Genomic DNA, 22,663 nt, shown 5'->3' with positions numbered 1-22,663 from the left:
GCGAGCGGCATGAAGCCTCTTTTAAGGCTGCTCAAGCGGCCGCTCCTTTTTGTCGCGGGCTTCTCCTTCTTCGTCAATCTGCTGCTGCTCGCCCCCGCGCTGTTCATGCTGCAGGTATTCGACCGCGTGCTGACGAGCCAAAGCCAGGAAACGCTGCTGGTCCTGTTGCTCGGCGTGGCCGTGGCCCTCGGCCTGATGCTGATGCTGGACTACCTGCGCAGCCGCCTGCAGGGCGTCGCCGGCCACCTGGTCGGCGAGCAGTTGTCCCCGACCGTGGCCAAGGTCATGCTGGCCCGCTCGGCGCAGCGCGCGGAGCGGGCGCCGTCGGAAGGGCTGCGCGATGTCGCGGCACTGCGCAGCCTGTTCTCCGCCCAGGGGCTGCTGGCGCTGTTCGACATGCCATGGGCCTTCGTCTACGTCGCCGTCATCTGGCTGGCGCACCCGGCGCTGGGCATCGCGGCCGCCGGCGCGTCGTTGCTGATGCTCATCCTTGCCGTGGTGAACGACCGCGTCACGCGCCGCGACATCGAGGCGCTGCAGAATGAAGCCGCCAAGGCCACGCGCTACCTCGAAGCCTCGATGCAGAACGCCGAGCTCGCGCAGTCGCTCGGGATGGGTGAGGCGCTGATCGGTCGCTGGCGGCAGCTCAACGCCGGCGTGACCGCGCTGCAGGGACCGACCGCGCGCAAGTCGGTGGCGATGGCAGCGATCACGCGGACCACGCGCCAGGCGGTCCAGGTGCTGCTGCAGGCCCTCGGTGCCTACCTCGTCATCACGGGCGAAGGCACGCCCGGCATCCTCGTGGCCTGCACCATCCTGCTGGGCCGGGCGCTGGCGCCGGTCGAACAGGTGGTGGGGAGCTGGCGCGTGTTGGCCGAGGGGCGTCTCGCCTTCGCGCGCCTGTCCGAGCTGCTGGGCGCCGCCGAGCGCCAGCCGGAGCGCATGACGCTGCCCGCGCCGACCGGCCGCCTGCATGCGCAGGGCCTGGTGTTCCGGCCGCCGCAGAGCGAGCGGATGATCCTTGCCGGCGTGTCGCTGAGCCTGGAGCCCGGCGAATCGCTGGCCATCACGGGCGCAAGCGGTGCCGGCAAGTCGACCCTGGTGCGCCTGTTGACGGGCCTCTGGAGGCCCACCGCCGGTGTCGTGCGGCTGGACCACGTCGACCTCGCGCAATGGCCGCGCGAGGAACTCGGCCCCTGGCTCGGCTACGTGCCTCAGGACGTCGAGCTGTTTGCCGGCACCGTGGCCGACAACATCGCGCGGCTGGGCGAAGTCGACCCGGACAAGGTCGTGCACGCGGCCGAACGCGCCGGCGTGCATGAGCTGGTCCTGGCATTGCCCGAGGGCTACGACACCGTGATCGACGCCATGGGCGTGATGCTGTCGCCGGGCCAGCGCCAGCGCATTGCGCTGGCACGCGCGCTGTATGGAAACCCGAAGCTGCTGGTGCTGGACGAACCCAATTCCAACCTGGACGGCGCCGGCGAACTCGCGCTCGGGGAGGCGCTGAAGGCGCTGCGCGGGCAGGTCACGGTGATCCTCGTCACGCACCGCAGCACGCTGGTGCAGCACATGGACAAGCTGCTGGTGCTGGAAGCCGGTCGCGTGCAGCAGTACGGACCCGTGGCGGAGGTCATGCAGACGATCAAGCGAACGGGCCAGAACACGGGCGGCGGCCAGGTGGTGGCGATGCCGCCGCGCACTGCGGAGAAGGTGTCATGAACAACGCCGCGAATGCCGTCGCGGCCAATGATCCCCTGGCACTCCAGGTGCGCGACGCGCGTCGCCTGACGCACTGGGGCATGGCCGTGCTCGTCTGCGGATTGCTGCCGGCAGCCGCCTGGATGAGCTTCGCGCCGCTGTCGTCCGCCGTCGTGGCACAGGCCTACGTGAAGGTGGACCTGAACCGGCGTCCGGTGCAGCATGCCGAGGGCGGCATCGTGCGCGAGGTCCTGGTGCGCGATGGCCAGCGCGTGCGGCAGGGAGAGCCGTTGCTGGTGCTGGGCGACGTGTCGGTGGATGCCGACAGGAACCGGCTGGACCATCGCGTCAAGACCGAGCGCGCGAGCCTGGCGCGACTCGACGCCGAGCAGACCATGGCGCGCGCGATCACCTTCCCGCCGGACGTGATCGAGACTGCGGGAAGCGATCCGCGCCTGGCCGAGCAGTTGGCGAAGGAACGCTCGCTGTTCGATGCGCGGCGCGATGCGCTCGTGGGACAGGTGCGCTTGCTGCGTTCGCAGCGCGAGAAGGTCGCTGAAGAAATCGTCGCGCTGCGCGCGCAGATCGCGCAGGCGAGCGATTCGATCAAGTTCCAGAAAAGCGATCTCGAGACCAACCGGAAGCTGCTCAAGGACGGCTTCATCTCGGCCACCCGCATCGCCCAACTGGAAGGCACTGTGGCCGACTACGGCGTGAAGATCGAGGAACGGCGCGCGGAGCTGGCGCGCGCCGAGCAGCGCACGGTCGATGCCGATCTGCGCATCCGCTCGCTGGAGAGCGACTACCGCCAGCATGCGAGCGACCAGCTGAAGGTCACGGCGGCGCGGCTGTCCGAGATCGAGCAGGAGCGGCGCAAGTCGCTCGATGCGTCGGCGCGCCAGGTCATCACGGCGCCGGCCAGCGGCGAAATCATCGACCTGAAGTATTCGACGCCCGGTTCGGTGATCCCGCCGCGCGAGACGATCGCCGACGTCGTGCCGGACGACACCCGGCTGGTGACCGATGCGCGCGTTCGCACCGAGGACATTGGCCGGATCCATCGCGGCCAGGCAGCCGACATCCGTTTCACCGCGTTCACGTACCGCACCACGCAGCTGGTGCGCGGCAAGGTGGTCTACGTGTCGGCCGACCGCCTGATCGATCGCGCGACCCATGTCCCCTACTACTCGGTGCTGGTCGAGGCCGACCCGGCTTCATTGGCGACGGCAGGGGATCTGAAACTGCTGGCCGGCATGCCGGCCGAGATCTACGTCAAGGGAGACGAGCGCACGCCGCTTCAGTACCTGGTGGAGCCGGTCACGCAGGTGCTGCGCCGCGCCGTGCGGGAGCGCTGATGAAGAATTGCTGACCGCCGGCGGCTCAGTCCGTCGGCGGCGGCGCGGGCAGCTCGTGGCCGTACCAGCGCGCCAGCAGCCGTGCCACCGCGCGCGAGCGCTGCGTGTCCCGGCCCCAGCGCCGGCCGGCCGGCAGGTGCCGAAGCCAGCGCATGCGCCGCGCCGCCAGGGCCAGCCGCTCGCGCACTGCGTCGCTTTCATCTGCCATCGCCGCGTGCCAGCGCGCGCCGGCCGCCTGGGGCGACGCGGCGCGCACCAGCATGGCGGTGGAGTGCAGGTAGCTGAGCCAGTCGCGCACCTGGCACTCGGCCAGCGGCAGCGTCTCGCCCGGGTCGTCCTCGAAGTCGATGTAGCCGATGACGCCGTCGGGGCATTGCACGAGGTTGCGGTCGAAGGCTTGGCTCAGATAGGCGCCGTGCGCATGGACGGTGGCGATGGCGGCCAGGCCTTCGCGCCAGACCGAGAGCAGGGCGGCCGGGCCCGCGGCCGCGGCGTGTTCGAGCCGCTCCTGCAGCACCACCGGCGGCCGGCCGCTCTCGCCCAGGTCGGAGATCAGCAGGCCGTCCGGCTGCTGGGCCAGCACCGCCGGCACGCGCAGGCCGGCCGCGCCCAGCGCGCGCAGGCGCCGCGCCTCGGTTGCGATGGCGGCCTCGCCGCCCGGATTCGGCACCGGCGTCAGCACGTCCAGCCGCAGCAGGCCGGCGACCGCCGCCATCAGGTGGTAGCCCAGCTTGCCGTGGGGCGGGCCGGCCTTCTTGAGCCATACCCGCTCGCTGCCGAGCCGGTGGCTGGCCACCGCCTTCTGCTGCTGCGGCAGCATGGTGCGCAGGAATTCCGCGTAGTCGCCGGCTTCCAGCGGCGGCGCGCTCGCCTCCAGCGGCGCCGGCGCCGAAGCCTGGCCCTTGCGCGTCTGGACGCGCGTGCCTCGTTTCACAGGGTTCATGGGGCTGGCAGGCTGGCGATCGGGCCGAGCGCGCACGGCGCAAAGGCGCTGTAACGCGCAGGAAACGGCGAAAGCGGCGGTGTTGAAATGGTGTGTCTCCCAGAACCCTGCTGCATCATAGAGGGCTGCCGCCGCAACGCCATGACGACCATCGACTCCGCTACACCCACTTCCCGCCCCGACGACGCACCTCTCGGCCCCGACGATTTCGATGCCCTCGACCAGGCGCTTGACGCCATGCGCGAGCACGACGACGAGATCCCGCAATGGGAGTTCTGCGAGGGCTTCATGGCCGCGCTGGTGTGCACGCGCCGGCCCATCGAGCCGGCCGAATACTGGCCGGTGCTGCTGGGCGAGAGCTTCGTGCCGGCGCAGCACATGGAGTTCGTCTGGCGCTGGAAGCGGCGCTGGCGCGAGATCGCCGAGGGGCTGGACGCCGACGTGCAGTCGCTCGACGACGAGCGCGCCTGGCAGCCCGAAGTGCTGGACACGCGCGGCGCGATCGCGGCGCTGCCCGAGGAGGAGCGCGCCGAGATGGAGGGCGAGGCCATCCCTTCGTTTGCGCAGGTCTGGGCGCTCGGCTTCATGTTCGCGGTCGAGAACTGGCCCGAGGAATGGGCCCCGCCGCGCGACAAGGAGGCGGCGCGGATGCTCGACGAGGCGCTCGACACCATCGTCACCCTGACCGAGGACGACCGCGCCAAACCCGACGTATCGATGTACAGCGAGGACGGCCCGCCGAGCGTGAGCCAGCAGCGCCTGGACGATTTCGGCGCCGCGATCTGGGCCGTGTACGACCTGCGCCAGCTCTGGCGCAGCATGGGGCCGCGCGTGGAGACGATCCGCAAGGAAGCGACGCCCGGCCGGAACGACCCCTGCCCCTGCGGCAGCGGCAAAAAATACAAGAAATGCCACGGGCAATAGCTCTCCCCCAGGCTTCGCGCACTTCGTGTCGCTGCGCCAACCCCCTCACCGGGGGAAACACCAGCGGCCCGGCAAAGCCGGTTCCGCGGTGTTCCTGGCATCGCGTTCCCGGCGGCGTGACGGAGCGATCACCGTGAGCGCGGCGTCGCTGGCACTTCCCTTGAACCGCGCCTGGGCCATGGTGCTGGCCCTGTGCACCGCCTTCGCGCTGAGCCAGGCCTACCGCACCGTGGGCGCGATCATGGCCGGGCAGCTGCAGGCGGATTTCAAGCTCTCGGCGCAGGACCTGGGCGTTTTCTCGGGCTCTTTCCACTTCGCCTTCGGCGCGATGCAGCTCTTCATGGGCATCGGCATCGACCTGTACGGCGTGCGGCGCACGGTCTTGACGGCCTTTCCGCTCGCCATCGTCGGCGCGGTGGTCTCGGCGCTGTCCACCGACTACCTCGTGCTGGTGGCCGGCCAGGTGCTGATCGGCGTCGGCTGCGCGCCGGCCTTCCTGGTGTGCACGGTGTTCATTGCGCGCCACTTTCCGGCGGCGCGCTTCGCCTCGGTCTCCGGGCTGGTGCTCGGCATCGGCGGCGTCGGCATGCTCGCGACCGGCACGCCGCTCGCGTGGCTGGTGCAGGCGCATTCGTGGCGCGCGGGCTTCGTCGTGCTCGGCGTGGCTTCGGTGGCGGCCTGGCTGGCGATCCTGCTGTGGGTGCGCGAGCCGGCGCGCGAAGGCGCGCAGCCGAGGGAATCGGTGCCGGCGGCGCTGCGCCAGTTCGGCACGCTGTTCGCGATGCCGCACACGCTGGGCATCCTGCTGCTCGGCGCGGTGACCTATGCCGCCTTCATCTCGCTGCGCGGGCTGTGGCTCGGCCCGCTGCTGATCGAGCGGCACGGCTATTCGCTGGTGCAAAGCGGCAACGTGGCGCTCGCCGTTTCCGTCATTTCGCTCGTCGGCCCTCCGCTGTTCGGCCGCTTCGACCGCGACGGCCCGGCGCGCCGCCGGCGCATCGTGCTGTGCGCGCTGGCCTATGCGGGCCTGTTCGCCGCCATCGCCTTTTTGAACGCGGCCTGGCTCGACATCGCGGCCACGATGCTGATCGGACTCGTCTCCGGCTTCATCGTCTGGCAGTACGCCGACGTGCGGGTCGCCTACCCGGTGGCGCTCACCGGCCGCGCGATGGCGGTGTTCACGATGGCGATGTTCCTCGGCGTGGCGCTGATGCAATGGCTCACCGGCGCCGTGGCCTCGGTGGCCGCGGCTTACGGCATCGAAACCTTCAAGGTGGTGCTGGCGACCATCGCCTTCCTGCTGGTCGCCGGCGCCGCAGCCTTCGCCTGGCTGCCGAAGCCCGGCGCGGCCTTCAGATCTTGAAGGCGCGCTGCACGTCGGGCCGCACGAGCTCGGCGTACTCGCGGTGCTTGCGGATCCAGCCGGCGATGAACTGGCACACCGGGATCACCTGCTTGCCCTCGGCCCGCGCCTCGTCGAGCACGTGCCTGGCGATGGCCGAGCCGACGCCCTTGCCTTCGTGCTCGGGCAGGACCTCGGTGTGGGTGAACATCACCGCTTCGCTGAGCAGGTTGTATTCGCAGTAGCCGGCGAGCTGGCCTTCGATGTGGGCCTCGTAGCGGTGCTGCGCGGGCTGGTTGGTGATCTTGATGTCTGCCATGGTGTTCAGGGGTTGCGGGCCAGGTAGGCGGCCAGGTTCTTCGCGGCGCCGGCGCGCACCTTGTTCTTCAGCACCGGCGACCAGCCGAGCAGCAGACCCGGCGTGCCGAGCGCCTGGCGCGACCAGGCCCAAAAATCGAAGCGGTCGCGCTGGGTGGCGATCAAGCTGGCCGGCGTGAAGGTGAAGCTGGAGTCGATCGAATTGTCGACCAGGCGGCCGGTGGCGCTGAAGCGGTAGTGTGCATCCCAGTGGGCGCTGCCGGTGGAGGCGTCGGCTTTCACGTCGCGCCAGCTAAGCTTCCAGACATCGGCGCCCTTGGCGCGCGTGGCTTCGCAGAGCATCTTCCACATGCCGCCGACCTCGCGCGCGCCCTTGAGCGAGAAGGCCTCGTCGTCGAAGCGCGCATCCGGCGCGTAGCAGGCGGCCATCGCGTCGGCATCGAGCTTCGCGAAGGCCTGGTAGAGGCGCTGGATGGTTTCTTCGTTTTGCATGGGCGGGCATCTTAGGGTCAAAAGACCCTAGCCTGCGCGCAGCAGGTTCACCAGCGTCTGCAGCGCATGCCGCACGGTGGCGGCGCGCACCGCGGCGCGGTCGCCGTCGAAGCGGCGGCGTTCGGTGTGCACGCGACCTGCGAACGACCAGCCGAACCAGACCGTGCCGACCGGCTTCTCGGCGGTGCCGCCGGTGGGGCCGGCCACGCCGGTGACCGACACCGCGGCCTGCGCCTGCGAGCGCGCCAGCGCGCCCTCGGCCATCGCGCGCGCGACCGGCTCGCTGACCGCGCCGTGCGCCGCGATCAGCGCGGCGTCGACGCCCAGCAGCTCGGTCTTCGCCGCGTTGGAGTAGGTGACGAAGCCGCGTTCGAACCAGAGGCTGGAGCCCGAGAGCTCGGTGCAGGCGCCGGCGATCAGCCCCCCGGTGCAGCTCTCGGCGGTGGCGAGCATCCAGCCCTTTTGCTGCAGCAGTTCGGCCAGCAGACCGGCCAGCGCCGGCGTGTCGTCTTCGGATTCGTGGTTGTCCATCGCGTTCACCATCCGTGCCAGGCGGCGATCACCAGCAGGGTACAGAAGGCCGCCACCAAGTCGTCGAAGAGGATGCCGAAGCCCGCCGCGCCCCAATGCACCGCGCCCGGCGCGGTGTCGCGCTGCTTGAAGAGCTTGTCGGCCCAGCCCACCGGCCCGGGCTTGGCGGCATCGAAGAGGCGGAACAGCGCGAAGGCGACGGCCTGCGCCAGCAGCCCCGCCGGCATCACCAGCCACAGCACCAGCCAGAAGGCGACCACTTCGTCCCACACGATGCTGCCCGGATCGGCGACGTTCATGTGGCGCGCGGTCACCGTGCAGGCCCACCAGCCGATCGGCAGCGAAGCGAGGATCACCCAGCCGATCGTCGGCGTCGAGAGCCAGCGCTGCATGACCAGGAAGGCGGCCCAGGCCCACAGCGTGCCCACCGTGCCCGGCGCGCGGCGCGGCAGCCCCGAGCCGAAGCCCAGCGCGATCAGGTGTGCGGGGTGTGCGAACAGGAAGCGCAGCGTCGGGCGCTGCAAAGAAGGAACGGGCATGGCGCCGGAATTGGAAGCGGACTGCATCGAGCGACAGTGTCGCGCATCCGCGGCGCCACCCGCGCGTTTCAGGCGACCCACGCGCTCTGCGCGATCCTTCGATCGGCCCGGCTTGCCATCGGCGTCGCTGTCGAGGCATGGATCGCCGGCGCGCCCGCGGCGGGCGCCGGCACCTCCAGCAGCCCGTGCCGCACGGCGATGCTCGCCGCTTCGGTGCGGGTCGTCGCGCCGAGCTTCTCCAGGATGCGCTTGACGTGCGCCTTGACCGTGCCGACCGCGATCCCGAGCTCGCGCGCGATCGCCTTGTTGCTGTGGCCGAGCGCCAGCAGGCGCAGCACGTCCGCCTCGCGCACCGTCAGCGCTTCGCGCGCCAGGCTCTCGGCGAGGCATTGCGCGGCGGCCGGAGACAGGTAGCGCGCGCCGCGGCCCAGGCTGCGAACGCCGGCGGCCAGGTCCTCGATGCCGCAGCCCAGCAGCAGGTAGCCGTGAACGCCGCCTTCGAGCGCCAGGCGGATCTCGTGCTCGCGGCCGCTCATGGCCACGACCATTACCTTCGCGCGCGCCCGCGCCGCAGGCCCGGCATCGCGCCGCAGGCCGGCGGCCAGCGCCAGGCCGGCCTGGTAGTCGGCAACCACCACGTCGATGCTGCTTCCCGCGGGCTCGTCGACGCCGTGCACGAACACTTCGAAATCGGGCTGCTGCCGCAGCGCGGCCACCAGGCCGACGCCGAGCAGCGGTTCGGAATGCCTGACCAGCACATTGATTCTCTTTCTCATGCGCCGACTGTGTGGTGCGGGCCGCGCATGCGGTATCGGTCGAATGTCCGATGCGGGCCGGTCACCGCGCCTTCGGCCAAAATCGTCGTCCCATCGCAGCACCGCCGGCAGCAGAACAGTGAATCCGGAAAGCATCCATCGCATCGACGCCCTGAAGGCGCTGGCCTTCATGGGCGACCTCAGCATGGGACAGCCGATCGGCCATTCCTGCCGCGTCGCGAAGCTGGCCGATGCGCTGGCGCAGGCGCTCGGGCTCGAGACCGGGATGCGCGCCGACCTGCTGCAGGTAGCGCTGCTGCGCTGGGCCGGCTGCACGGCCAACGCAGCCGACGTCGCGCAGACCATCAGCGACGACGTGGCGGGACGCGCCGCCATGCTCGCACTGCAGATGGACCGGATCCATCTCCTGGTGGCGCCCGAGTCGCTGCCGCAGCGCGTCGGCGAGATCTCGGCGATCCACTGCGAGGTGTCGGCGGTGATTGCCGAACTGCTGGGCCTTCGCCTCTCGGTGGCGCAGGCGTTGCGCTGCACCTTCGAGCGCTGGGATGGCCAGGGGCAGCCGCGCGGCCTGCGCGGCGACGCCATTCCGCTGGCGATCCTGATCGTCTCGCTAGCAGGCGATCTCGAAATCTTCGCCCGCGTCTATGGGCTCGCGGGCGCGCAGGCGATGCTGAAGGAGCGCGCCGGCACGTACTATCCGGCCGCTCATGTGGCGATGGCCTGCGAATGCGCGGAGCGCTGGCTGACGGCGCTGGCGCAGGATCCCGACCCTTCGTTCGACACCCCGGAGCCGGGAGAGCCCGCCGATGCCATGGTCAGCCTGGCCGTCGTGGCCGATGCGATCGACCTCAAGCTGCCGTGGCTGGTCGGCCATTCGCGCGCGGTGTCGCGGCTTGCGGCGTCGGTCGCCCTGCGGCTCGGCCTGGCGCCCGCGGAGCAGGCGCGCGTGGCGCGTGCCGGCCTGCTGCACGGACTGGGCCGGGCTGGCATCCCCAATGCCTTGTGGAATCCGCAGGCGCCGCTCACGATCGAGGACCGCGAGAAGATCCGGCTCAGCACCTACTGGACCGGGCGTGCCGCGCGCCAGATCCGGCGCCTGGAGCAGGAGGCGGAGATTGCCTCCTGGGTGGGCGAGCGGCTCGACGGCTCCGGCCATTTCCGGGGGGTCGGCGAGGCCGCCACCCCGATGGTCTATCGCGTGCTGCCGGTGGCGGCGACATGGACCGCCCTGCAGGCCTGGCGGCCCTGGCGCAGTGCCGTGTCGGCCACGGAGGCGTCGCGGCAGATGGCGCAGCGGGCGCAGCAAGGGCTTTTCGATGCGCGCGTGGTGCAGGCGCTGGACGACCCTGCGCCGCCAGCGCCTCGGCCGGCGGCATCGCGCAGCGTCCTGACGGCGCGCGAGCTCGACGTGCTGCGCCGCATCAGCCTCGGCGACAGCAACAAGGATGCGGCGCGAGAACTGGGCATCAGCCCAGCGACGGTGCGCACGCACATCGAGAGCGTGTTCCGCAAGCTCGGCGCCACGAGTCGCGCCGCGGCCACGCTCAAGGCGTCGGCAATGGGTCTGCTGTCGCCGGGCTCCGATTGAGTTCCGGCGTTTCCGCGGGACGCGCCTGCCCCCGCAGCAAGGCGACCAGCGCATCCGCCTGGGCCGGAATGCGGTCGCCGCGCCAGGCCACGTGCTGGTCGGCGCGGCACAGCACCAGGCGGTGCCGGTAGGCGCGCGGTACGTCCCCGGCGTCGACGTCGAGCACCGCGAGCGGCATGCGCACGGCACGTGCGGCATCTTCGAGCGGCGTGACGTCGATCCTGCGATCGAAGCGCAGCAGCGTGTAGCCCGGGCCGAAGGCGTCGTAGAGCGAGCGGCCGTCGGCCAGCCAGAGGTGCGGTGCGCGGCAGCCAGGCACCGTGGAGGGCGTGAAGTCGCCCATCGAATAGGCCGGCGGCGCCTCGCCGTCGCCCGCGATGATCGGCGAGCCGGTGTAGAAGTAGCCGAAGTTGAGGCCGCCGCAGCAGAACTGCTGCACGTTGAGCGCATAGGCCTCGCGCCCGGCCTCGGCCCGCAGCGCATCGCCCGCGGCGCCGGGCGCCTCGATGTCGGCCGGCACGGCACGGCGTGCGCGCATCATCTTCTGCGCATGGTCCATCGCGAACTGCGAGACCTGTTCGGTGATCGGCTGGCGCTCGGCCTCGTAGGCATCGAGGATGCGCTCGTCGGCCCAGCCCTCGACGCAGGCCGAGAGCAGCCAGGAGAGGTTGATGGCATCCGCAATGCCGGCGTTCATGCCGTAGCCCGCATAGGGCACCCAAAGGTGGGCCGCGTCACCCGCGATGAAGACGCGGCCCGCGCGGAAGCGGTTGGCCACCAGGCGGCGGCCGATCCAGTCTTCCTTGCTGATCACCTCGTAGCGGAAGTCGGGGCCGACGCCGAGGATCTCGCGGATCGAGCGGTCGCGGTCCACCGAGTCGAACTCGGGCTCCTCGGCGTTGAGGTGGTTGTGCACCAGCCAGGTCTCGTGCCCGTCGATCGCGAACACGGTGCCGCAGCGGCGCGGGTTCATCGCGTAGTACGACCACGCAGGCTTGCCCGGAATCATCGCGCGCAGCTGCGGCGCGCGGATGTAGGTCGACTGCACGCGCTGGATCACGGCCGTGCCTTCGAGCCTGGCGCCCATCTTCTTGCGCACGCCGGAGCTGCCGCCGTCGCAGCCCACCATGTAGCGGCAGCGGACGCTGCGCGTCGCGCCGGTGTCGAGGTCGGTGGCCGTCGCGGTCACGCCTTCGTCGTCCTGCGCGAAGTCCGTGACCTGCGTGCGGTTCAACAGCGTCACGTTCGGCAGCGCGGCCGCGTGCTCGAGCAGGATCGGTTCCAGGTAGATCTGGTTGATGCGGTGCGGCGGCTCCGGCGTCGGCCACCAGGCGTCGGGGCCCTCGGCCTCGGTGTAGCGGTCGCGCCGGCACGGAATCGGAATGCGCGTGAGCTCCATGCCCGTCACGCTGGTGCGGAACACCACGTCGTTCGGGTAGTCCGCCGGCAGCCCGGCATCGCGCACTTTTTGCGCCACGCCCAGGCGGCGGAACTGCTCCATCGTGCGCGCCGAGACGTGGTTGCACTTCACGTTCGGCGGTTCGGCATAGCGGCGAATCTCGGCGATCAGCACGCGCACGCCGCGCGAGGCCAGGTCCATCGCCAGCGTCAGGCCCACCGGGCCGGCGCCGACGACGAACACGTCGGCCTGGAGTTCTTCCCATTCTTCGCTCATTCGTCGCTTCTCACTCGATCCTGATGTTGGCGGCCTTGATCACCTTGGCCCATTTCCGGGTCTCGGCGCGGATGTAGTCGTCGAAGGCCTTCGAGGTGCCGGGCGCGGGCTCCACGCCCAGGTTGCGCATCGCGCTCTTCACCTGTTCGTCGTTGAGCGCCGCGTTGATCTCGGCATTGAGGCGCGCGACCACGGGCGCCGGCGTGTCGGCCGGCGCCACCACGCCGAACCAGCCGGTGGAGTCGTAGCCGGGCAGGCCGGCCTCGGCCACCGTGGGCACGTCCGGCAGCATCGGCTGGCGCTCGCTGCTGGTCACCGCGAAGGCGATCAGCTTGCCGGCCTTGATCTGCTGCAGCGCGGAAGGCAGGTCGACCACCGCCAGCGGGATCTGGCCCGCGATCGCGTCGACCGCCGCCGGCCCCGAGCCGCGGTAGGGCACTTCGACCAGCTTGACCTCGGCCATCTGGCTGAACAGCGCGGCCGACAGGTGCATGGCCGTGCCGTTGCCGCCATGGCCGATCGAGAGCTTGCCCGGCTCGGCGCGCGCCAGCGCGATCAACTGCGCCTGCGTCTTCGCAGCGAGCGAGGGATGGCCCACGATCACGAAGGGAATGGCTGCGAGCATGCCGACCGGCTTGAAGTCCTTCGACGGGTCGAAGGGCATCTGCGCATAGAGGCTGGTGTTGGCCGACAGCGCGCCGGCGGCGCCCACGCCCAGCGTGTAGCCGTCGCCCGGCGCCTTCGCCACCACGGCGAGGCCGACGTTGCCGCCGGCGCCGGGCCGGTTGTCGACCACCACCGCCTGGCCGAGCTTCTCGTTGAGCCGCGGCACCAGCATGCGCACCACCGCGTCGGCGCTGCCGCCGGGCGGGAAGGTCACGACGATGCGGATCGGCTTGTTGGGAAAGTCCGTGGCGGACACCTGGGCACGGGCAGGGCCTGCGAGCAGGGCGCAGGCGGCGACCAGCGGAACCAGTACGCGGGCGAAGCTCCTTGTCATCGTCGTTCCTTCGTGAATGTCTGTCTCCAGCGCGCATTGGACGGCAGCCTTATTCATTCGTAAATCAATAAATTACGAATGAAATATGATTTCCCCTGATGAATCAGAAGTTCAGCCCCACGATCCGCCAGCTGCGCGCCTTTCTCGCGGTGCATCAGCTGCGCAAGCTCAGCGCCGCGGCCGAGAAGCTCTATGTCACGCAGTCGGCCGTGAGCATGCTGATCCGCCAGCTCGAGGAGGGCCTGGGCACGCGGCTGTTCGACCGCACCACGCGCTCGCTGCAGCCGACCGCCGCGGCCTCCGAGATGCTGCCCACGGCCGAGCGCATCCTGCGCGACGTCGATTCGCTCTCTGCCGATTTCCGCGAGCTCTCGCAGTTGCAGCGCGGCCGCGTCTGCCTTGCCATCACGCCGACGCTGGCTTCCTTTTTGATGCCGGCGGCGATCCGGCGTTTCGGCGAAGCGCATCCGCAAGTGCGGGTGGTGGTGGACGACTGCGCGCCCGACCAGTTCGTCTCGCGCATCATCGGCGAGCATGTGGACTTCGGCATCGGCACGCCCGAGCGTCCGGGCGCCGAGGTCGAAACCCAGACCTTGCTGCGCGACCACCTGGCGCTGGTCTGCACGCGCGACCATGCGCTGGCGTCGGCGAAGAAGGCGGTGCGCTGGGTGGATCTCGGCGGCCACCCGCTGATCACGGTGCGCCCCGGCTACGGCATCCGTCCGCTGATCGACGGCACGGCGGCGCAGGCCGGCGTGGCGCTCAACGTGGTCAACGAAGTCTCGTTCCTCTCGACCGCGCTCTGGATGACGGCCAGCGGCATGGGCGCGTCGATCATGCCCTCGGCCTTCGCCAAGGCCGCGGGCGACCCGGCGCTGGTCGTGCGGCCCATCGCCGCGCCGCGCGTGTCGCGCGACATCTCGGTCGTGACCAAGCGCGGGCGTTCGCTGTCGGCCGCGAGCCGCAGCTTCATCGAGACCTTGCAGCGTGCGCTGAAAGAGGGTTGATCAGGCCGGCTGGAAGTGCTGCCGGATACGCTGGGCCACGCCCTTGGGATTGCGGCGCAGCGTGTCGGTAGAACAGGAGCCCAGGAACATGCCTTCGAGATTGAGTTCCACGCGCGAGAAATACGTGCCCAGCGAGGCGCCGGCGTCGAACAGGCAGTGCTCCAGCGAATCGAAAGCGCCGCTGCCGCTCTTGTCCTGCCCATCGCCGCCTAGAGCACTGATGCGGTAGCCATAGGCGTCCGTTCCGATGCGGTGGATTTCGATGAGAGGTTTCATTCGGCGGGAAGAGGGCGGGGTTTGTGAACTTTTGGCTATGGATCGTCGCCGCAACGCGCTGGCGGGTAAATAGTCCATTTGGACCGGGCGAAGGCCCGCCGTAGTGACGCAGAATGATCGCGCTTTTCGAGATTGCCTCGCCCTCATGCTGCCGCCCAGAATTCTTCTCATCGACGACCACGCGCTGTTCCGCTGCGGACTGCGCATGGTGCTTGCCGCGGGCATCGCCGACGTGGAAGTGGCAGAAGCGGCCTCGCTCGAGGAGGCCATGCGTGCGCCGATGGAAAGCCCGGCGCTGGTTCTGCTGGACATCCAGCTGCACGGGCTCAACGGCCTGGAAGGCATCGCGCTCGTCAAGCGTAAGTGGCCGGAGGCGGCGGTGGTCATCCTCTCTTCCGACGTCGCGCATCACAACGTCAGGCTGGCCATGGAGCGCGGCGCGCTCGCCTTCGTGTCCAAGGCCGAACCGGCCGACAAGATCCTCGCCGTGATCGATCAGCTGCGGCGGGGCCTGCCGGTCGCGGCCGCATCCTCGGCGCCCATGTCGGCGAGCGAAGGCGATGCCTCGCGCCAGCTTCTGACGCCGCGCCAGAGCGAGGTGCTCGACCTGATGTGCCAGGGACTCTCGAACAAGGTCATCGGGCGCCGGCTCAACCTCTCGGAGAACACCGTGCGCGGCCACGTGCAGGCGGTTCTGGCCGCGCTGCAGGTGTCGAGCCGGTCGGAAGCCGGCTTCGCGGCCCGGCGCCGGGGCCTGGTCGCCTGATGACAGAGCGCTCCCGCCTGCCCGAGGAGCGCATGCTGGTCGAGCAACTGCGGCTGCAGCTGGGCAATATCGGAAGCTCGGTCATTCCGACCATCCTGGTCGCGTTGCTGCTCGTGTGGGTGCTCTCCAACGAGCGCAACGCAGTGGCGCTGCGCGCCTGGTGCGCGGCCATCGTGGTGCTGAAGCTGTACCTGGCGTGGGAGGCGCGGCGCTGGCTGGCGTCCGAGATCAGCCCGGAGCGTGCGCGCCGGCTGCTGCGGCACAAGATGGTGCTCAATGCGATCGACGGCGCGGCCTGGGGCGCGCTGGCCTGGGCCGCGCTGGGCACCACCACGGTCGCAGGCAGCATCCTGGTGGTGGCCGTGCTGGCCGGCGTGGCGGGCAGCTCGATGTCGTCCCTGGCGCCGATCCTGCCGGTGTTCATCGTGTTCGGCGCCGCCGAGCTGATCGTGCTGGGGACGAAGCTGTGGACCATGGACGATCCGGCGTACGACGCCCTGGGCGTGGCCGCGCTCCTCTATACGGCGGCCCTGCTGGGCCAGGCGCGCAACGGCTCGCGCGCGGCGCGCGCCGCGATCGGCCTGCGCTTCGAGAACCTCGAACTCATCGAACGCCTGCGCGTCGAGACCGAGCATGCGCAGGCGGCGCACCGCGCGGCCGAGGAAGCCAACCTCGCCAAGTCCAGGTTCCTCGCCGCGGCCAGCCACGACCTGCGCCAGCCGATCCATGCGCAGGGCCTGTTCCTCGAAGTGCTGGCGCGCAGCAAGCTTTCGGCCGGCCAGTACGATGCGCTGGCGAATGCGCGCGCCACCTGGCAGGCCTCGGCCGAGATGCTCGACACCCTGCTCGACTTCTCGCGCATCGAGGCCGGCGTGGTCGAGCCGCAGATGCAGTCTTTCCATCTGCAGCCCTTGCTCAACAAGATCGAGAACGAGCTCGCGCCGCAGGCCGACGCCAAGGGCATCGTCTACCGCTCGCGCGAAACCGATGCGGCAGTGCACGCGGACCCGGCGCTGGTGGCCCTGATCCTGCGCAACCTGGTGTCGAACGCGATCCGCTACACCGAGCGCGGCGGCGTGCTGGTGGGGTGCCGCGCGCGCGGCGAGGCGCTGCTGGTCGAGGTGTGGGACACCGGCATCGGCATCGAGCCCTCGCAGCACCAGGCGATCTTTCGCGAATTCCACCAGCTCGGCAATGCGGAGCGCGACCGGCGCAAGGGCCTCGGCCTGGGCCTGGCCATTGCCCAGGGACTGGCGCGGGCGCTCGGGCAACAGCTCACGCTGGTTTCGAAGCCGGGGCGCGGCACCGTCTTCCGGCTCAGCCTGCCCGTCGCTCGCATCGGCGTGGTGGCCGGCAGTGCCGACATCGCGCCCAGCGGGCCGAACGTGTTCGATGTGCGCGTGCTGGTGATCGACGACGACGAGTCGGTGCGCACCGGCATGCGCCAGCTGCTCGACGCCTGGGGCTGCGACTGCGACGTGGCCGACTCCATCGAAGAGGCGCAGGCGCTCGCGCGCGCCCGTCCGCCGGGCCTGGTCATCAGCGACTACCGCCTGCGCGAACTGCGCACCGGCGCGGAGGCGATCGCCGCGCTGCGCGCCGAATTGGGCGCCGAACTGCCGGCGCTCCTGATCACCGGCGACACTGCGCCGCAGCGCCTGCGTGAAGCGCGCGCCAGCGGCGTGCCGCTGCTGCACAAGCCGGTGCTGCCGAGCGAGCTGTACCGCGCCATGACCTTCGTGCTGAACGGGCGCGAGCTCGATTCCTCGTTCGCGGGCCTCGATACCTCGCCGTTGGCGCTCTCGACGCGCTGAGCCTCGGCGGTCAGCCGATCATGACCTCGAGATCGGCTGCGAGTTCCGCCGGCGTAGGCATCTCCTGCAGCATTTCGCGCGAGGCGCCCGCGGCCTGCGCGACGTCCGAGGGCCAGCCTTCGAGGGCCTCGATGGCCGACGCGCCTTCGCGATCCAGGGCCACTCGCCAAACGGCCAGGTGCACGATGCCGGCGAGCGGATCGAAGGCCTGCACGCCTATGGGCCGCGCGAAGCCGGCGAGGGCCGTGATGAACTCGTCGGAGAAATTCCAGCGCGATGCCAGCTTGGCGCTGACGTCGCCGAAGTGGAAGCCGAAAGCCTGCTCCTCGACCTGAAGCCGGTTCATGGCATCGATCGGAGAGGAGGCGTCGAGCGGCGCCATCTGCGCGGGCATGGCGATGGACATGATCAGGTGGCCGATCGCGTGCATGCTGCCCACCGTGAAAGCGAGGTTCGGGTCGACGGCGCGCGTCGTGCCGGCCAGGTGGCGCGCGACGGAAGCGACGCGCAGGCTGTGGCGCCAGAACATCGGCAGGTCGACGTTGGGGATCCGCTTGAAAGCGCCTGCGAGGTTCGAGCTGACCACCAGCGTCCGGATCGAGGACAGGCCGAGCATGCGAATGGCCTCCTCGATGGTCGAGATCTTCTTGCGGACGCCGTAGTACGGCGAGTTGGCCAGACGCAGCATCTTGGCCGTGAGCACCTGGTCGACGTCGATCTTGCGAGCCACCTGCGCCAGCGTGGCGTTGTCGTTCTGCAGAACCTCGATCAAATCACGCACTACCTTCGGCACCGTGGGCAGCGAGTGGTTCTGGGCAAACAGCTCGTCAAGGGTTGTCGCGTGCATGCTCGGCGGCACCTGGATGATTTCGTGGGCCCCTATTTTCCGATGATTTCAGGCCCCGGCCCGATCGCGCACGAGCAACAACGCACACTTCGGCACGCCGCGCCGGCGCTCAGAAGAAGAGCAGGTAGAACAGGCCGCCGAAGATCAACCACTTGACGGCGTAGTAGCTGGGCTTGTTCCAGGCCTTCAGGCGCTTGCCCAGCACGCGGATCCTGTAGATCTGGGCGAAGGCCTTGTTCAGGCCGCCGATCGGCTCGCCGTCCACGTTCTGTGTGGCCGCTGCCTTGATCATGCGCCAGCCGATCTCGCGATTGATCCACCGCGCGACCGGGTTGTTGAGCGGCCGCTCGATGTCGCAGAACAGGATCAGCCGCGTCTCGTCGGTGAGGTTCTCCGCGTAGTGGATGTAGGTCTCGTCGAACATCACGGCCTCGCCCTCCTTCCAGTGGTAGGACTGGCCGTCGACGAAGATGCGGCAGTTCGGCGCATCCTGCGGCACCTTGAGGCCCAGGTGGTAGCGCAGCGAGCCCGCGAAGGGGTCGCGGTGCCGCACCAGCTTGCTGCCCGGCGGCAGGATGGCGAACATCGCCGCGCGCACCGAGGGAATGCCGGCCAGGAGCTCGGTGGTCTTCGGGCACAGGCCACGGGCCGAGGGCAGGAAGTCGCCGTACCAGTTGAGATAGAAGCGCTTCCAGCCGGTGCGGAAGAAGGAGTTGAAGCCGATGTCGGTGTAGCCGGCTGCGGCACGGATATGGCCTTCGTCGAACAGGCTCAGGCCCTCGTCGCGGATGGTCTGCCAGTTGTTCTCCAGGACGTCCAGTTCGGGGAACTGCCGGACGTCGATGTAGGGCTTCGACGGCACCGAAGAGAACCAGTACATCAGCACGTTGAGAGGGGCCAGGAAGGTGGAGTGGTCGCTCAGCTGGCGGCCGATGCGGTGCCGCACCTGGCCGCGGAAGTGCACGTACAGGCCTGCACTCAGGAAGGCCAGGGGAATCAGAAGCTTGAAGGAGAGGAAACTGGGCATGGGAGTGGACGCAAGAAGATGCGTCGAAAGTCGGCGGCCGGGAGGCCGGCCAGCATACCTGCTGCGCCCGAATCTCGCACGCGAGCGGCCGCCGCGCGGGGGGCGATCAGGTGAAGTGGTCGAAGGCGCTGAAGCGCTGCGCGATCGGCGTGCCCTGCGCATCGACGATGCGCAGGCCCGGGGCGGCCTCGATGCGGCCGATGCGCGCGACCGGGGTCGCGCTTCGGCGGGCGGCTTCGAGCACCGCGGCGCTTGCGTCGGGCGGCGCGCTGAAGAGCAGCTCGTAGTCGTCGCCTCCGGCCAGCGCGCAGGCGCGCCGCAATTCCGGGCTGAGCACCGCCGCATTCGCCGGATCGGCGCAGGCGGCGATCAACGCGGCCGCGGCATCGGCGTCGAGCGTTGCGCCCACGCCGCTGGCCGCCAGGATGTGGCCGAGGTCGCCGACCAGCCCGTCGCTGAGGTCGACGGCCGCCGTCGCAATGCCGCGCAGCGCCTGCCCGAGCGCCACGCGCGGCTCGGGTTGTTCCATGCGCGCGCGTGCCAGCTCGAAGAGCCCGGCCGGCAGCGCGAGCGTGCCGCGAAAGACCTCGAGCGCGAGCCGCGCGTCGCCGAGCGTGCCGCTGGCCCAGAGTTCGTCGCCGGGCCGGGCGCCCGAGCGCAGCAGCGCGGCGCCGGCCGGGATCTCGCCGAAGGCGGTGATGCAGAGATTGAGCGGGCCGCGCGTGGTGTCGCCGCCGACCAACTCGCAATCGTGCGCATCGGCCAGCGCGTACAGGCCGCGCGAGAAGGCTTCGAGCCAGGCCTCGTCGACCGCCGGCAGCGAGAGCGCCAGCGTGAAGGCCAGCGGCTTCGCGCCGCAGGCGGCAAGGTCGCTCAGGTTGACCGCCAGCGCCTTGTGGCCGAGCCGCGCCGGGTCGACGGTGGACAGGAAATGGCGGCCTTCCACCAGCATGTCGGAAGACACCGCGAGCTGCATGCCCGCGGCCGGCGCGAGCAGCGCGCAGTCGTCGCCCACGCCGAGCGGGGAGCGCTTCGCGGGGCGCTTGAAGTAGCGCGCGATGAGGTCGAATTCGCCCATGGCTCTTTCCTCGTTACAGCCACCGGTACACGGCGGCCGCCGCCGGGCCGCCCCAAGGCGGGCCGCGCCTCCCCCTCGGGGGGTGGCGAAGCACACGAAGTGGCAAGCCGGGGGGCATCATCCGTGGCGGAAACGCAGCGCGGCCTGGCGCACGACCTCGGCCAGCAGGCGCTCCTTGCCCTGCCGTTCGCGCAGCCAGCGCGCATCGTTGCGGTTGGCCTCGACGCTGGTGCGCAGCGCGCCGAGGGCCTGCGTGGCGTCGAGCGCCTCGCTGTGCCATTCGAGCTGCGTCATGGTCATGAGGATGTGGTCGCGCAGCGGCATGTGCTCGCCGCTCGCGGGGTCGACGTAGAGCGCATCGAGCCCGAAGCGGCAGGCCTGGAAGCGGTTGTAGGTGTAGACCAGGTAGTCGTCCTCGGTCGGCGTGAAGGGCTGCTCCTGCAGGAACCAGGCGGCCAGCGACTGCACGTAGCCGGCCAGCGCCGCGGCGCGCTCGACCGTGAGCGGCGTGTCGAACACGCGGATCTCGATGGTGCCGAACTCGGGCTTGGGCCGGATGTCCCAGTAGAAGTCCTTCATGCTGCGCACGACGCCGGTGCGGGTCATGCGCTCGAAGTAGTTGCCGAACTCTTTCCACGACAAGGTGAAGGGCGCGCGGCCCGAGAGCGGAAACGCGAATACCGAGTTGAGCCGCGCCGAGTCGAACTGCGTGTCCTGCCCCTGCACGAAGGGCGAGGAGGCCGACAGCGCGATGAAGTGCGGGATGTAGCGCGACATGCGGTGCAGCATCAGCAGGGCGCCGTCGGCATCGGGGCAGCCGATGTGCACGTGCTGGCCGAAGATGGTGAACTGCTTCGACAGGTAGCCGTAGAGCTCCGACAACTCGCGAAAGCGCGGCTTGTCGTAGATGCGCCGCTCGTGCCACTGCTGGAAGGCATGGGTGCCGCCGCCGACTACCGCGATGTTGAGCTTGTCGGCGTTTTTCACCAGCGCATCGCGGATCGGCGTGAGCTGCGCGATCACGTCCTTCGCCGAATGGCAGATGTCGGTCGAGATCTCGATCATGCTCGAGGTCATCTCGGGCACCACGCTGCCGGGCAGCGGGGTCTGGGCCATCAGGCGCAGCATGTCCTCGGCATAGGGCGCGAGGTCGTAGTCGTGGGTGTTGACCAGCTGCAGCTCGAGCTCGACGCCGAGCGAGAGCGCAACCGACTTGTTGAAGGGCTCGAGCGGCACCACGCGGCTCGAGGGCGTTGCGGGCAGGGCGGGGCTGCCGTCGACGCGCAGATCGGTGGTGGCGGTCACGTCGCTCATCGTTGCGTGTCCTCCGTCGTGCTGAACGCCTCGGGCGTCCAGGGGTGGGAACTCTCGCCGGCGCCGTGGATGGCGATGGTGGCGAGCACGGCACCGAGCACTTCCATCAACAGGATCGCCGGCAATGCGATCTGCGTGATCATCGCACCCAGGAGCGGCGATGCCGACACGAAGGCGGAGGTGATCAGCAGCGCGATCGAGGACAGCGGCGACATCGCGCAGCCGACCCAGAAGGCCTGCTTCCAGCTCGCGCCGCTGCCCGGGTTGGCGATCGCGACGCCGGCGATCTTGGCGAAGGTGCGCACGCCGATCACCGCCAGCACCACGCTGGCGACCGGCAGGCTCCAGTCGGCCTGCGCGGCCACGATCGATACCAGCACGAACATCAGCATGGTGAGCAGCGAGGCGGCGGTGCCCAGCTGGCGCGGCCAGGCCCAGGGCTTGGGATGCAGCGCCTTCAGCAGCACGCCGCCGATCAGCGCCGCCAGCGGCGCCGAGCCGCCGAAGTGCGCCGCCAGCGCAGCGCCGGCGGCAATGATCGCGAGCAGCAGGATGGAGGTGTTCTCGCTGGCCGGGCTCATCACGCGCAGCGCCGAGCGCAGCGACAGCGCCATCAGCGCGCCCACCACGAAGGAGAGGCCCAGCACCACCGCCACCGGGTAGAGCTTCTGCAGCAGGCCCAGCGGCGCATGCTCGATCAATCCGGCCTGCGCGTAGCCGAGGGCGAGCGCATAGAAGGTGTTGAGGGTGGCCAGCGTCATGGCGCGCTCGGTCACCGGGCCCGAGGCGCGGGTGTCCATCACCACCCGGCTCAGCACGGCCGGCGAGGCGACGATCGCCATCAGCGCGATCGGATTGGCCACCGGATCGGGCACGTCGAGCCAGTGCAGCACCCAGAACACGCAGAAATAGGTCAGCGTTGCTTCGAGCAGGCTCTGCACCAGCACCATCGGGTTGTGGCGGAACCAGCGCAGCGGCAGGCGGCCGCCGGCCTCGAACAGCACGATCGCCACGCCGAGCTCGAGCAGGAACAGGCTGATTCCCTGCAGCGGCCAGATCGCACCCTCGAAGCCGGCGAAGCCGACCACGGTGCCGACCACCGAGTAGCCGACCACCTTGGGCATGCCCATGTAGCGCTGCACCAGGTGGCCCGCTGCGGCGGCCGCGGCCAGCAGCAGCGACCACAGGACGGTGGGCAGGCCGGCCGAAGGGCGAACCCATTCGGCCCAGAAACCCAGCAAGTCGTTGGAAAGGAAAGACGTCATCAGGCAGGCAAATTCAGGGGACGGGACGCCGGTCGCGCCGCCGCCAGGCAACCAGAGCGCACGGGGCGTTCATGGTTCCAAGGAA

22 protein-coding genes are annotated in these 22,663 nt (G+C 70.0%); 8 read left to right on the top strand and 14 right to left on the bottom strand.

Features of this window, described 5'->3' with window-relative positions; genetic code table 11:
• Positions 1 to 9 precede the first annotated feature (9 nt).
• On the top strand, positions 10 to 1,722 hold the full coding sequence (locus EJI01_RS03675) for a type I secretion system permease/ATPase (protein WP_126835768.1): 1,713 nt from the start codon (positions 10 to 12) through the stop codon (positions 1,720 to 1,722).
• Positions 1,719 to 3,056 (top strand): HlyD family type I secretion periplasmic adaptor subunit, encoded by a 1,338-nt coding sequence (locus EJI01_RS03670; RefSeq protein ID WP_126835767.1) that lies wholly within the window; start codon positions 1,719 to 1,721, stop codon positions 3,054 to 3,056. The genes EJI01_RS03675 and EJI01_RS03670 overlap by 4 nt, the downstream gene beginning before the upstream one ends.
• A 25-nt stretch (positions 3,057 to 3,081) precedes the next feature.
• Here EJI01_RS03670 and EJI01_RS03665 read toward each other — a convergent pair whose 3' ends face one another.
• On the bottom strand, positions 3,082 to 3,999 hold the full coding sequence (locus EJI01_RS03665; RefSeq protein WP_126835766.1) for a hypothetical protein: 918 nt from the start codon (positions 3,997 to 3,999) through the stop codon (positions 3,082 to 3,084).
• A 141-nt stretch (positions 4,000 to 4,140) separates the two neighbouring features.
• On the opposite strand from EJI01_RS03665, the gene EJI01_RS03660 reads away from it, so the two are divergent.
• Positions 4,141 to 4,923, top strand: a complete 783-nt coding sequence (locus tag EJI01_RS03660; protein WP_126835765.1) for a YecA family protein — start codon at positions 4,141 to 4,143, stop codon at positions 4,921 to 4,923.
• A gap of 178 nt (positions 4,924 to 5,101) precedes the next feature.
• Complete coding sequence (locus EJI01_RS03650; protein ID WP_126836127.1) at positions 5,102 to 6,286, top strand: MFS transporter; 1,185 nt, start codon at positions 5,102 to 5,104, stop codon at positions 6,284 to 6,286.
• Here the strand turns inward: EJI01_RS03650 and EJI01_RS03645 are convergent.
• The 5 genes from EJI01_RS03645 to EJI01_RS03625 form a co-directional block, all read right to left on the bottom strand.
• The gene (locus EJI01_RS03645; protein WP_126835764.1) at positions 6,276 to 6,584 is read right to left on the bottom strand and encodes a GNAT family N-acetyltransferase; all 309 of its coding nucleotides are present in this window, start codon (positions 6,582 to 6,584) and stop codon (positions 6,276 to 6,278) included. The two genes, EJI01_RS03650 and EJI01_RS03645, sit on opposite strands and share 11 nt — an antisense overlap.
• Positions 6,585 to 6,589: 5 nt before the next feature.
• A complete protein-coding gene (locus EJI01_RS03640; protein WP_126835763.1) occupies positions 6,590 to 7,075 on the bottom strand; it encodes a nuclear transport factor 2 family protein in 486 nt (161 codons plus the stop codon).
• 27 nt (positions 7,076 to 7,102) lie between these two features.
• Positions 7,103 to 7,606: a CinA family protein gene (locus tag EJI01_RS03635; protein ID WP_260602306.1), complete on the bottom strand. Its 504-nt coding sequence runs from the start codon at positions 7,604 to 7,606 to the stop codon at positions 7,103 to 7,105.
• A 5-nt stretch (positions 7,607 to 7,611) separates the two neighbouring features.
• Positions 7,612 to 8,145 (bottom strand): phosphatidylglycerophosphatase A, encoded by a 534-nt coding sequence (locus EJI01_RS03630; RefSeq protein WP_126835761.1) that lies wholly within the window; start codon positions 8,143 to 8,145, stop codon positions 7,612 to 7,614.
• Positions 8,146 to 8,213: 68 nt separating this feature from the next.
• The gene (locus EJI01_RS03625) at positions 8,214 to 8,921 is read right to left on the bottom strand and encodes a response regulator transcription factor (RefSeq protein ID WP_185878803.1); all 708 of its coding nucleotides are present in this window, start codon (positions 8,919 to 8,921) and stop codon (positions 8,214 to 8,216) included.
• Between the two features lie 118 nt (positions 8,922 to 9,039).
• Between EJI01_RS03625 and EJI01_RS03620 the strand changes: the two genes are divergently transcribed.
• Positions 9,040 to 10,509, top strand: coding sequence for an HD domain-containing phosphohydrolase (locus tag EJI01_RS03620; RefSeq protein WP_185878802.1), 1,470 nt, complete (start codon positions 9,040 to 9,042; stop codon positions 10,507 to 10,509).
• On the opposite strand, the gene EJI01_RS03615 is transcribed toward EJI01_RS03620, so the two are convergent.
• Complete coding sequence (locus tag EJI01_RS03615) at positions 10,466 to 12,184, bottom strand: FAD-dependent oxidoreductase (RefSeq protein ID WP_126835759.1); 1,719 nt, start codon at positions 12,182 to 12,184, stop codon at positions 10,466 to 10,468. The two genes, EJI01_RS03620 and EJI01_RS03615, sit on opposite strands and share 44 nt — an antisense overlap.
• A 10-nt stretch (positions 12,185 to 12,194) precedes the next feature.
• Complete coding sequence (locus EJI01_RS03610) at positions 12,195 to 13,184, bottom strand: Bug family tripartite tricarboxylate transporter substrate binding protein (RefSeq protein WP_126835758.1); 990 nt, start codon at positions 13,182 to 13,184, stop codon at positions 12,195 to 12,197.
• A gap of 98 nt (positions 13,185 to 13,282) precedes the next feature.
• Here EJI01_RS03610 and EJI01_RS03605 point away from each other — a divergent pair, with 98 nt between their 5' ends.
• Positions 13,283 to 14,191: a LysR family transcriptional regulator gene (locus EJI01_RS03605; RefSeq protein ID WP_126835757.1), complete on the top strand. Its 909-nt coding sequence runs from the start codon at positions 13,283 to 13,285 to the stop codon at positions 14,189 to 14,191.
• Here the strand turns inward: EJI01_RS03605 and EJI01_RS03600 are convergent, their stop codons facing one another.
• Positions 14,192 to 14,467 (bottom strand): hypothetical protein, encoded by a 276-nt coding sequence (locus tag EJI01_RS03600; RefSeq protein WP_126835756.1) that lies wholly within the window; start codon positions 14,465 to 14,467, stop codon positions 14,192 to 14,194.
• A gap of 145 nt (positions 14,468 to 14,612) precedes the next feature.
• Between EJI01_RS03600 and EJI01_RS03595 the strand changes: the two genes are divergently transcribed.
• Together EJI01_RS03595 and EJI01_RS03590 are read left to right on the top strand one after the other, a co-directional pair.
• A complete protein-coding gene (locus tag EJI01_RS03595) occupies positions 14,613 to 15,233 on the top strand; it encodes a response regulator (RefSeq protein WP_126835755.1) in 621 nt (206 codons plus the stop codon).
• The gene (locus EJI01_RS03590) at positions 15,233 to 17,047 is read left to right on the top strand and encodes a hybrid sensor histidine kinase/response regulator (protein WP_126835754.1); all 1,815 of its coding nucleotides are present in this window, start codon (positions 15,233 to 15,235) and stop codon (positions 17,045 to 17,047) included. The genes EJI01_RS03595 and EJI01_RS03590 overlap by 1 nt, the downstream gene beginning before the upstream one ends.
• A gap of 10 nt (positions 17,048 to 17,057) precedes the next feature.
• Here the strand turns inward: EJI01_RS03590 and EJI01_RS03585 are convergent, their stop codons facing one another.
• The 5 genes from EJI01_RS03585 to EJI01_RS03565 all read right to left on the bottom strand — a co-directional run bounded on the left by EJI01_RS03585 (position 17,058) and on the right by EJI01_RS03565 (position 22,578).
• Positions 17,058 to 17,894 carry an HDOD domain-containing protein gene (locus tag EJI01_RS03585; RefSeq protein ID WP_126835753.1) on the bottom strand — a complete coding sequence of 279 codons (837 nt, stop codon included), beginning with the start codon at positions 17,892 to 17,894 and terminating at the stop codon, positions 17,058 to 17,060.
• Between the two features lie 109 nt (positions 17,895 to 18,003).
• Positions 18,004 to 18,921: an aspartyl/asparaginyl beta-hydroxylase domain-containing protein gene (locus EJI01_RS03580; protein WP_126835752.1), complete on the bottom strand. Its 918-nt coding sequence runs from the start codon at positions 18,919 to 18,921 to the stop codon at positions 18,004 to 18,006.
• Between the two features lie 106 nt (positions 18,922 to 19,027).
• Entirely contained in the window at positions 19,028 to 19,999 is a 972-nt protein-coding gene (gene thiL / locus EJI01_RS03575) for a thiamine-phosphate kinase (RefSeq protein WP_126835751.1), read from the bottom strand.
• Positions 20,000 to 20,116: 117 nt separating this feature from the next.
• Entirely contained in the window at positions 20,117 to 21,235 is a 1,119-nt protein-coding gene (locus tag EJI01_RS03570) for a YbdK family carboxylate-amine ligase (protein WP_126836125.1), read from the bottom strand.
• A gap of 74 nt (positions 21,236 to 21,309) precedes the next feature.
• Complete coding sequence (locus tag EJI01_RS03565) at positions 21,310 to 22,578, bottom strand: cation:proton antiporter (RefSeq protein ID WP_126835750.1); 1,269 nt, start codon at positions 22,576 to 22,578, stop codon at positions 21,310 to 21,312.
• Positions 22,579 to 22,663: the final 85 nt, after the last annotated feature.

The sequence above is a fragment of the Variovorax sp. MHTC-1 genome, from assembly GCF_003984645.1.
In the GTDB taxonomy this organism is placed as follows: domain Bacteria; phylum Pseudomonadota; class Gammaproteobacteria; order Burkholderiales; family Burkholderiaceae_C; genus Variovorax.
The sequence above is the reverse complement of the archived record's forward strand: the minus strand, read 5'-3'. Positions and strand labels throughout refer to the sequence as shown.